Source organism: Hydrocoleum sp. CS-953 (assembly GCF_002260545.1).
GTDB lineage: Bacteria > Cyanobacteriota > Cyanobacteriia > Cyanobacteriales > Microcoleaceae > Trichodesmium.
Map to the genome: position 1 here is coordinate 1 of NZ_LGSU01001358.1, position 10,886 is coordinate 10,886.

The 10,886-nt window shown below is 41.2% G+C and carries 6 protein-coding genes and 2 pseudogenes; 3 read left to right on the forward strand and 5 right to left on the reverse strand.

Features of this window, described 5'->3' with window-relative positions; translation table 11 throughout:
• Positions 1–378 precede the first annotated feature (378 nt).
• From AFK68_RS25950 to AFK68_RS39835, 3 genes and pseudogenes are all read right to left on the reverse strand, one after another.
• Entirely contained in the window at positions 379–2,430 is a 2,052-nt protein-coding gene (locus AFK68_RS25950) for a cation:proton antiporter (RefSeq protein ID WP_094676326.1), read from the reverse strand.
• A gap of 947 nt (positions 2,431–3,377) precedes the next feature.
• On the reverse strand, positions 3,378–3,879 hold a 502-nt coding region (locus AFK68_RS42615; RefSeq protein ID WP_246844468.1), incomplete at its 5' end, for a LysR substrate-binding domain-containing protein.
• 1 nt (position 3,880) lies between these two features.
• A pseudogene (locus AFK68_RS39835) lies at positions 3,881–4,505 on the reverse strand (LysR family transcriptional regulator); the annotation flags it as partial.
• A gap of 289 nt (positions 4,506–4,794) precedes the next feature.
• Between AFK68_RS39835 and AFK68_RS25960 the strand changes: the two are divergent.
• The 3 genes from AFK68_RS25960 to AFK68_RS25965 all read left to right on the forward strand — a co-directional run bounded on the left by AFK68_RS25960 (position 4,795) and on the right by AFK68_RS25965 (position 8,950).
• Positions 4,795–6,519: a SulP family inorganic anion transporter gene (locus AFK68_RS25960; protein WP_094676330.1), complete on the forward strand. Its 1,725-nt coding sequence runs from the start codon at positions 4,795–4,797 to the stop codon at positions 6,517–6,519.
• Between the two features lie 248 nt (positions 6,520–6,767).
• Positions 6,768–6,929 (forward strand): hypothetical protein, encoded by a 162-nt coding sequence (locus AFK68_RS37390; RefSeq protein WP_168186662.1) that lies wholly within the window; start codon positions 6,768–6,770, stop codon positions 6,927–6,929.
• Between the two features lie 872 nt (positions 6,930–7,801).
• Positions 7,802–8,950, forward strand: coding sequence for a sodium-dependent bicarbonate transport family permease (locus AFK68_RS25965; RefSeq protein ID WP_094676332.1), 1,149 nt, complete (start codon positions 7,802–7,804; stop codon positions 8,948–8,950).
• Between the two features lie 1,071 nt (positions 8,951–10,021).
• Here the strand turns inward: AFK68_RS25965 and AFK68_RS42620 are convergent.
• Positions 10,022–10,326 (reverse strand): P-II family nitrogen regulator (locus tag AFK68_RS42620; protein WP_143438273.1); only part of this gene is annotated, 305 nt, incomplete at its 5' end.
• A gap of 1 nt (position 10,327) precedes the next feature.
• Positions 10,328–10,580 (reverse strand): annotated as a pseudogene (locus tag AFK68_RS46500) (P-II family nitrogen regulator); the annotation flags it as partial.
• Positions 10,581–10,886: the final 306 nt, after the last annotated feature.

The window sequence follows — 10,886 nt, forward strand, 5'->3', positions numbered from 1 at the left end:
ATTTTTTTAATCAGATATAGCAAGGCTTTTAGAAAAAAAGCTCTCTGTGTCAGATAGGCGGAATATAAGTTTTATAGCTGTTTGCTTTACGTTTACTATGATAAACAAACTTTTATCTGAGTAGCAATAGTATAATTACAGATTTTCATTTCAATCAAACAGTTCAAAAAATAGGTGATAATACGAATGACAATTATCCAGATTTAGATTAAAATAAGATTTAGTAAAAGCTATCTATAAAGATACACAATTTGACTATATCCACAAACTGATGTCAAGAAGCAAGAGGTAGCAAAAACTCCCTATCAGTGATGTTTCGCTGTGCGACATGAAAAGGGAATCCCGTGCTGCTTTGGGCATAGCAGCGTCGGGAGGATATCAAGTATGTGGTTCTCCAAACAATAGCATTGAACAAGTCAAATCTTGAATTACTTCCATCGTCACATTACTCACAGCTAATCCACCAGCAGTACGACGCCGAATAGAACGCAAGATAACTAAATCAATATATTTTGACTCTTCCGTAATTACTCTAGAAATATCATCATGGCGAATAGTCCGAATTTCTGTTTTCACATTAAAACTTGACTGAGAAATTAAAGTAGATAACTGAGATTCAAAATCACTAATTTGTTGTTGAGCAGTTCTCGGATCGCAAACATGAAGAAATGTCACTTCCCCTTGATTTGTATCTGCAAACATTAGGGCAAATGTAATTTCCTGTGAAGTCTGTGGCGTTATATGTTTCAAAGGAACTAAGATCGAACGAATATTAGTCGGTTCATCCAAAAAACGCATTACTGCAACCGGACAATGACAAGACCAAAACACATTATTAATTATATTACCAAATAACCGCGCTCGCAAACCGCCAATTTCACTCCATCCCATGACAATGAGATCGGCATTTTGTTCTTTCGCAGTGCGGCTTATTCCTTCGGCAATATCGTCATCAATTCTAATATCAGGTTGAGCTTCGACTTTAAATTCTTTACTAATTTCTACCGAACGGTTCACTAAACGCCGACTCATCCGCATAGCACTATCTAGTTCTACCTCATCCATGTGAACATGAGCCTGGGCAATAGATAATGGCACAATGAATCCTGATTCATGGCGAGCTAAAAGTGCTGCCATTTCTACTAAGTATCTTACTGTTAGGGGATTATATACTGGAACTACAACAGTAAAAGGATGGGGTAAACCATCTTCAGGATATTCCTGTTTAGTTAAAGCATTCTCAGTTTTGAGGTCTATTTTAGGTTGTGGCAACCGACTAGCAAATGTAGTCGTCATCAGAGGACCTAAAATAGATGTCACCAACATTAAAACAATCACACCATTGAATACTGACTCAGAAATTAATCCTACATCGAAACCAGCTAATGCTGCTGCCAGAGTTGCTGCTACTTGTGGCATCGACAGAGACCACATAGTAAAAGCTTGATTCCAATTATAACGGTAGAGAATTTTGGCGATCGCTGCGGCGAGGAATTTACCAACTACAAGAGCGACAATTATTCCCAGAGTCAGTCCTAAGTCAGTAGTCAGACTGTCTATAAATGCTTGTACATCCAACAGCAAACCCATGCCTACAAAGAAAAAAGGGATAAATAGGGTACTACCGACAAACTCAATTTTTTCTTCTACCGGACCTCTACCTACGACATCGTTAACTGCTAAACCAGCTAGAAATGCACCTACAATTTGATCGACGTTAATTGCCTGGGCACCAACTGACGCTAGGAAGACGGCTAAGAGTACAAACAAAAATTGATTACTTTCCTCATCTCCAGTTCGCCGGAAATATTCTCTTCCTGCCCAGTCTAAACCAAATAAGACTGCTGCTGAATATAATCCTAAAGTTACTAACTGTACGCCAAGACTAGCTACAGAAAATTCTCCTGCATGAATTGATACACAAATTGCTAATACTAACAAAGCAGCAATGTCAGTAAAAATTGTAGCACCGATGGTGACAGTCACTGCTTCATTCCCTACCACTCCTAAACGGTTGACAATGGGAAAACCTAATAAAGTATGGGAAGCGAGTAGGGAACCAATGAGAACAGAGGAGTTCCAACCAAAGCCAAATAGTTGCCCTACTAAAATGCCACCAATGAGTGGTAGTGCAAATGTAGCTACTCCAAAACCTAGGGAACGTTCTTTAGTTTTGCGGAACTCGGCGAGGTCAATTTCTAGTCCGGCAACGAACATTAAATATATTTTGCCTATGTCTGTGAATAACTTCATTATCTGATCGTCAGAACTCAAAAGTTGAATTCCACTGGGTCCTAGAATGACTCCAGCAACTAATAAACCAACTAACCCTGGCAGACGTAAACGCTCAAAAATTGGTGGTACAGTCAAGACGACTGCCAAAAGAATAGTAAATGGAACTATAGGAGTATCTGGTAAGAGTTGTAGCAATTTTTTTTTTACCTTAAAATTTCAAGAATCTGTAGATCAAGTATAGTGATGATATAGGAATCAAAAATTAGACTTAGAAATTTTATTTTAGACTCCTTTGTGATCAGCAAAATAACATTAGAAATTTCCCTAAATTAAGATTCAACAACCCAACCTCGTTACTGGGGTTTTAGGTAAATTATCGGATTGGAGATGTCTATTAATCTCTGTTGTCTCCTACATTCCGCACGACAAAATGTAGCACAAAAATAGGAGTCAGGAGTCGTAGGGGCGTTTGCGGAGCATTCCGGAACGGAAATGGCCATGTGCTAACGCAAAGCTCCGCTTTATATGTCGCGCNGCGTTTGCGGAGCATTCCGGAACGGAAATGGCCATGTGCTAACGCAAAGCTCCGCTTTATATGTCGCGCAGCAAAACGCCCCTACAGGAGTCAGAATTTCCTAGGTCATGCTCCGTAAACAGGAGAAAGTCATAGTAGTTAACAATTAAGTAAGTATTTATGCTTAATATTTTCCTGAGAATTTGACTCATAAATAGAGATAATTTCTAGAGTATAAATACTTATAACACCACTACTTTTCATGCTGATTTTGATACTACAAATTGAAGTGCGGAATGTGGGTTGTATGTTGTATATTGCTTGTTTCCTACCAAAAAAATAAGGTTTAAAGCCTCTCCTTTCAANGTATAAATACTTATAACACCACTACTTTTCATGCTGATTTTGATACTACAAATTGAAGTGCGGAATGTGGGTTGTATGTTGTATATTGCTTGTTTCCTACCAAAAAAATAAGGTTTAAAGCCTCTCCTTTCAAGAATAAAAAAAGCAAAAAATTACTTTTAACCAATCCTATCTGTATTTAATAAGAGGTAATAATTAATTATTAATTGTTAATTATTGAATACCTTAGATTTTGTATTTCATCAAATTGCTAACTACTTTATTAACTAACAAGACGGTAACTAACACCATTTTTCTCAGTGTACTCATGGAGATATTGTAAGAATGCTTCAGCTACTACTGATAGTTGTTTACCTTCTAAATAAGATACATACCACTTTCGTTTAATCGGAAATCCTTTAACATCTAAGGTTGTGAGTTCCAATTTAGAACTTTCACTATATAGGGTATGTTCTGACAAAACAGAAATTCCTAAACCACCAGCGATCGCTTGTTTAATGGCCTCATTACTGCCTAACTCTAAGCGCACTTTCACGACAACTTTGTGTCTGCCAAATAGTTGTTGCACTGCCTGACGAGTACCAGAACCATTTTCTCGCATAATAAAGGCTTCGTTATTGAGAGATTTAATCGGAATATTTCTCTTCCCTGCTAATGGATGATTTTTATTCGCTACTACAACTAGGGGATTATCCATTAAATATTCGTTGCGCAAAAGAATGTCTTCAGGAGGTTGACTCAATATATATAGATCGTCTTGGTTTNGTTGTTGCACTGCCTGACGAGTACCAGAACCATTTTCTCGCATAATAAAGGCTTCGTTATTGAGAGATTTAATCGGAATATTTCTCTTCCCTGCTAATGGATGATTTTTATTCGCTACTACAACTAGGGGATTATCCATTAAATATTCGTTGCGCAAAAGAATGTCTTCAGGAGGTTGACTCAATATATATAGATCGTCTTGGTTTTCCATCATTCTCCTGGTGATGTTTTGATGATTTGTCACCTCTAAGGCAATATCAACCTGTGGATGTTCTTGGCAAAAATAACCCAAGATTCTAGGCACAAAATATTTAGCAGTAGTTACTACGGCCAAACGTAACTTTCCTTGTTTTTTACCTTTTATGTCAGCAACTATCATCTCAAAGCGATCGAGCTGTTCAAACACTTCCCGACAAGTGGCCAATAATTCTCTACCAACGTCAGTTAAGTGAAGTTGCTTACCAATTTGTTCAAATAAAGGCATCCCCACTATCTGGGTGAGTTGCTTCATCTGACTAGAGACAGTCGGTTGGGTAATGAATAATTCTTCAGCAGCTTTAGTAAAGCTACCATGACTAGCTACTGTCTGAAACACTCTTAACTGATGTAAGGTGGCCTGAATCAAGGACTTTCCCTCCTAATTATAAGAAAAATAAAGAAAATATTAATACTTATATAAGTAATTGCAAACTATTAAGTATTGCATTCCCAATTAATTTTTATAATAATCTTGACATAGACTATAGTCAATGATTAATATAAATTACATTGACTAAACTAAATAGGAATTACAAAGTAACTCTAGTTGTAGCGTTGTAGATTCGTTGCAACCTATCCTACACCAAACTCAAGGTGTATATAGAAGTTTAGGTAAATCCTATTCAATAAAAAGAATAACTTAATAAGATAAAACAATGGCTACGCAGGTTTTTAACAAAATACATTTTAGAAATCTTAAGGGCGATATGTTCGGTGGCTTGACTGCTGCCGTAATTGCTCTTCCTATGGCACTCGCCTTCGGTGTCGCTTCCGGTGCAGGTCCTGCTGCTGGTTTATATGGTGCTGTATTAGTAGGTTTATTTGCCGCACTATTTGGTGGTACTCCAACTCTAATTTCTGAACCTACCGGACCAATGACGGTAGTAATGACTGCAGTGATTGCTAACTTAACTGCTGCCAACCCAGACAATGGTCTGGTAATGGCTTTCACAGTGGTAATGCTAGCTGGTTTATTCCAAATCAGTTTTGGTTTATTAAAGCTGGGTAAATACATTACCATGATGCCTTACAATGTGATTTCTGGCTTCATGTCAGGTATTGGTCTAATCCTGATTATCCTGCAAATAGGTCCGTTTCTAGGACAAGCTAGTCCCAAGGGTGGTGTAGTTGGTACTATTCAGAACATACCTAACCTTTTGACAAATATTAATCCTATTGAGACAGGTTTAGCAATTCTCACAGTAGCTATCCTCTTCTTAGTGCCATCTAAAGTTAAGAAATTCGTTCCACCACCATTGCTAGCATTGGTAGTAGGAACAATAATTTCTGTTGTATTTTTCTCAAATGTTGATATTCGTCGTATTGGTGAAATTCCTAGTGGTCTTCCTAGTTTACAATTACCTTACTTTACTCCCGATCAGTTACAGTTAATGATAGTTGATGCCATAGTCTTAGCTATGCTTGGTTGTATTGATGCTCTATTAACTTCTGTAGTAGCTGACAGTTTGACTCGTACTCAACACAACTCTGATAAAGAATTAATTGGTCAAGGTTTAGGTAACTTAGCTTCTGGTTTATTTGGTGGTATTCCAGGCGCTGGTGCAACTATGGGTACTGTGGTTAATATCAATACAGGTGCTCGCAGTGCTTTATCTGGTGTTACCCGTGCTGTGATTTTGATGGTTGTAGTTTTGGGAGCTGGTAGTTTAACTGCACAAATTCCTATGGCTGTTTTGGCAGGTATTGCTCTCCAAGTAGGGATTAAGATTATTGACTGGGGTTTCCTCAAGCGTGCTCATTATATCTCCTGGAAATCTGCAATCATTATGTACGCTGTTATTGGTCTAACTGTATTTGTTGACTTGATTGCTGCTGTAGGTATTGGGGTATTTATTGCTAATGTTCTGACTATCGATCGCCTAACTCAGCTAAAATCTGATGATGTTAAAGCTATTACTGATGCCGATGATGCGATTGTCTTAGATAATGATGAGAAAGAAATACTAGATCGTGCTGAGGGTCGGATTTTATTATTCCATTTGAGTGGTCCGATGATATTCGGTGTTTCTAAAGCAATCTCTCGCCAGCACACACTTCTCAATAATTATGAAGTCTTGATTGTAGATTTGGCAGAAGTACCTCACATGGGTGTAACTTCTGCTCTAGCAATAGAAAATGCGATTCAGGAAACAGTTGATACAGGTCGTCAAGTATTCTTAGTTGGTGCTTCGGGTAGTGTTAAACGACGGTTAGAAAAATTGGGAGTTTTAAACATTGTACCTTCAGAAAATCTGTTGATGGATCGGAAGCAAGCATTGGTTAAAGCCGTGTCTTTAGTTACTGATGTCAATATTAATGGTGCAAGTCAGAATGGAGTTAATAATCAAACTCGCATTGATACTTTGATAAAGGGGCGTTAGTAATTTAAAAGATGGTATAAATCTTTCNGTTAAACGACGGTTAGAAAAATTGGGAGTTTTAAACATTGTACCTTCAGAAAATCTGTTGATGGATCGGAAGCAAGCATTGGTTAAAGCCGTGTCTTTAGTTACTGATGTCAATATTAATGGTGCAAGTCAGAATGGAGTTAATAATCAAACTCGCATTGATACTTTGATAAAGGGGCGTTAGTAATTTAAAAGATGGTATAAATCTTTCCATAGATAGGATGACCGTAACTTACCCAGAAGTAACACTGCCAATAAGTGTTTCTCTTTTCGGCTGTCGCCGACATGAAAAGCAGAGCTTTGCGTCAGCAATTGCTTGCCAAAGAATGATGAAAGTTTTAGCACTGTGGTCTCCGGCGTTGTTGATTCTGGGTATGATTTGATAATTTTGTATTTTGTTTGTATTTTGGATTTTTTGAACTACTTGTTAATATTAACTGTTCCAAGTTAAGTGTTCCTTGTTCCCTATTTGCTATAAACCTACTTTCATACCTTAATTCAGCAATGCCAGGTCTCCTTACTACCCAAAGAAGTAGGTTTTCATGTCGCGCAGCGAAACATCTGCAAAGATGCACTCCATAAATTGACAACATATAGAACCACGGAACTGAAGTCAAGCGAAGATTTAAAAGTTAGTGGAATCTTAGCCAACTATAAACTAGCCAAATTCATTAGTATATAGTGGTTTTATATCATGTCTGGTAGCATCGGTATTGTAAGCGCGAAAGGAAAGTAAGGAATAAGAAATAAGCTTTCCGAGCCGTAGCTGTTGGATAGTTCAATTCGTCTTTCTATTTACCAACGCCATGAATTGCCAAAACAGCTATCTCTAGCAATTAATTCGATAACTATAGATATTTATACAAAAAAAGCTAAAGCTATAACATACCGCTGAGGCTAAAATCGACCATATAGCAGGACGAAGATAATATCTTGGCTGCCTGAGCGTTCTCGCATCTGAATTGAGTACCCGAAAAGGCGTTCCTCGTATGTATCCCTCGGATGTTACGAATCAATTGCTGGTAAACTATGTAAAAAGCCATTGCTAATGAATCAACACTGATTAGTGCGATCATTTCTCTGGTTGGAGCTAAACCTTATCTTCCAGCACACGACACACCGAGATGGAGATGCAATTTAGTGGGAGCTTGACTCGCTACTTACACGGATGTGTGGAGCCAGTAACCCAGGATTTGAGGCTACGCTTACCTGCCATTTTCAACCCTAAAATCTGAATCTAAGGAGGAATTACAACATGGAATTTTTTTCTAATTTCTGGACACTCTTGGTGGGAAAGTTGCAGTCCCCGACACTCGGCTTTCTAATTGGTGGTATGGTTGTTGCTGCCGTTAATAGCCAACTGCAAATTCCTGATGCGATCTATAAGTTTATCGTCTTCATGCTGCTCATCAAAGTCGGCCTAAGCGGTGGCATTGCGATCCGGAATGCAAATCTTGTGGAGATGCTGGTGCCCGCAGCGTTTGCCATGATAATAGGGATTCTGATCGTGTTTATCGGGCGCTACACTTTAGGTCTGTTGCCGAAAGTAAGAATGGTAGATGCCATTGCGACAGCGGGCTTATTCGGTGCCGTGAGTGGATCTACCCTGGCTGCTGCCCTAACCCTACTGGAATCAGAAGGTATCGAATACGAGCCATGGGCTGCTGCACTCTATCCCTTCATGGACATCCCAGCCCTAGTGACTGCGATAGTATTAGCCAGTCTTTATACCACTAAGCAGAAACAGTTACGTCTTGCAGAGGATAGTCTCAGCAAGCAGGAGTATCTCAGCAAGCAGCCCGTTACCGCAGGCGGGGATCCCAATGAACGGCGCATTGAACGGCGCATTGTTGCAGCCGGATATCCCACAGATACGGGCAATACCAAAGGCTCAGGGGTTAGAATATGGCCTATCATCAAGGAAAGTCTCCAGGGATCTGCCCTATCAGCACTGCTTATCGGCCTCACTCTAGGTCTGCTAACCCGGCCGGAAAGTGTCTATGATAGCTTTTTCAGTCCCCCCTTTCGCGGGCTGCTTTCGATACTGATGCTGGTAATGGGTATGGAAGCCACAGCAAGACTTGGTGAGCTACGCAAGGTAGGCCAGTGGTACGCTCTATATTCCTTTGTGGGTCCCCTGCTGCATGGGTTCATAGCCTTCGGTCTCGGCATGATTGCCCACTACGCCACGGGATTCAGCTTTGGCGGTATCGTGATCCTAGCCACCATCGCCACTTCAAGTTCAGACATCTCTGGGCCGCCAACTTTACGAGCTGGTATCCCGTCTGCCAATCCTTCTGCCTACATAGGCTCGTCCACAGCCGTTGGCACGCCAGTTGCGCTTGCCTTGGGAATACCGCTCTACATTGCGCTCGCCCAAGCGCTGATGGCAAGCGGAGCCTAGGTCGTTGTCTGTCGGTGCTACCCTAGCCCGGCGACAAACGCGTTAGCTATCTCAAGGTCTGCGTCGTCTTCATTCAAGAAACACGCTGCCTATAGGGTAAATAATAGGCGTTTCATCGTAAAATTTCGGTAAGTGGGAAACCACCGTCTTTTATGCGGTGGATGGAAACGACTCGACGGATTTTAATCCGTAGTCAACAAAATGTGTTATGATTAATTAACAACTTAAAAAGTAGCCTCAATGGTCTTTGGCCGGAGAGAGTAGTGGCAATTGGCACCGCCTAGTAGGGGCGAACGGCCGTTCGCCCCTACTGCTGCTGTATTCGTACTACGGTACGGTGCTGCCAATGTGGCCGTTTCGATTTTTCGGGAACCGTGCAATGTGNAGTAGGGGCGAACGGCCGTTCGCCCCTACTGCTGCTGTATTCGTACTACGGTACGGTGCTGCCAATGTGGCCGTTTCGATTTTTCGGGAACCGTGCAATGTGGAAATCGTGGTTTTAACCCGATTTACAACTCCTCTGAAGAATCGACCCGACTTTAGTCCGTGGAGTGTCAAAAGTGCGGGATAATTTTAATAGTTTTGTGGAATGGGCATCTTGCCCGTTCCTGATATTTTTGGACAGGCAGGATGCCTGTCCCACCCCACTTAATATTCATCCCACAATTTCAGCAACATCGGGTTAATGATATCAAATTCCCTTGCTTCGGAGTAATATAGAATCGGGTTGAACAGTCGTCCGCAGCGACGAAAGGAAGCAATCTCCGTGCGCCACTGAGATTGCTATCCGTTCCGGAATGCTCCGCAAGCCTTCCACGAGTGTAAGTCGCTGCGGACTTAGCTATGGTAATTATCCGGATTCTATATAATAAGAAACCGTGTTTGTGGAAGGTCAATGTTAGTATTGTAGGGCATTTGATATAAACCCGGTTTCTCTGCTTTTTTATACCGATACTAACGGATTTGATATGAGTTCTTCGTCAGCGTCAACGTCTTGCAGGCAAGAAACACAGTCACCAAAAAGCCGGGGAATGACCCCGGCTTTTTTGGTTTAACCGGCTAGGTTTTGAGTCAGAATGTGTGCGCGTGCAGTACCTCCATCACGTTACAGAGATAGGCGATGCCAGAATAATCGTCGAAAAACTGGCTTGCGACCTCATCGGAAATCTTCACAGCCATATCCCGGTTGGGAGTAAGTACCTCGAACTTTATATTTGAGTAGTTGTCGCCAACGGCCGGTTTTCCCGACGAGCGTACGTTACGACTGCCTTTACCGCCGACTTCCACCACCGTATAACCGGTAGCTCCGGCTGCGTCGATGATCTTGGCGATCTTTTTCTGCAGCAACTTTTCGGTGATGATGACTAGCTTGCTAGNCGCCAACGGCCGGTTTTCCCGACGAGCGTACGTTACGACTGCCTTTACCGCCGACTTCCACCACCGTATAACCGGTAGCTCCGGCTGCGTCGATGATCTTGGCGATCTTTTTCTGCAGCAACTTTTCGGTGATGATGACTAGCTTGCTAGCTTGTTGGGTAGGGGAGGGTGCATCTTGTTGAGAGGCGGTTTCCTCTTGTTGAGACGCGGTTTCCTCTTGTTGGTTTATGGGGGTTTCCTCTTGTTGGGTCATGGGGGTTTCCTCTTGATGCGTGTAGTAATTGAATTATATAGAAACTCAGGAAAACGGCATAACCGCATGCTATCAGGCAGATCCGAGTCTACGAAGAGAATACCATCGCGTTCGTATACAGGTTGCGTAATAGCGCGGTTGCCATAGTTGATATGATAGCACTATTCCATTGATCGGTCAAGAAAAGACATACTAGGGCAAACACATCCAAATCTTCCTACTTTCACGCTCTACTTTTGATATTCTATACGATCCTTGGAATTGGAACTAATATCAAATCCGGTTGAATAGTTATTGTATAGTTGG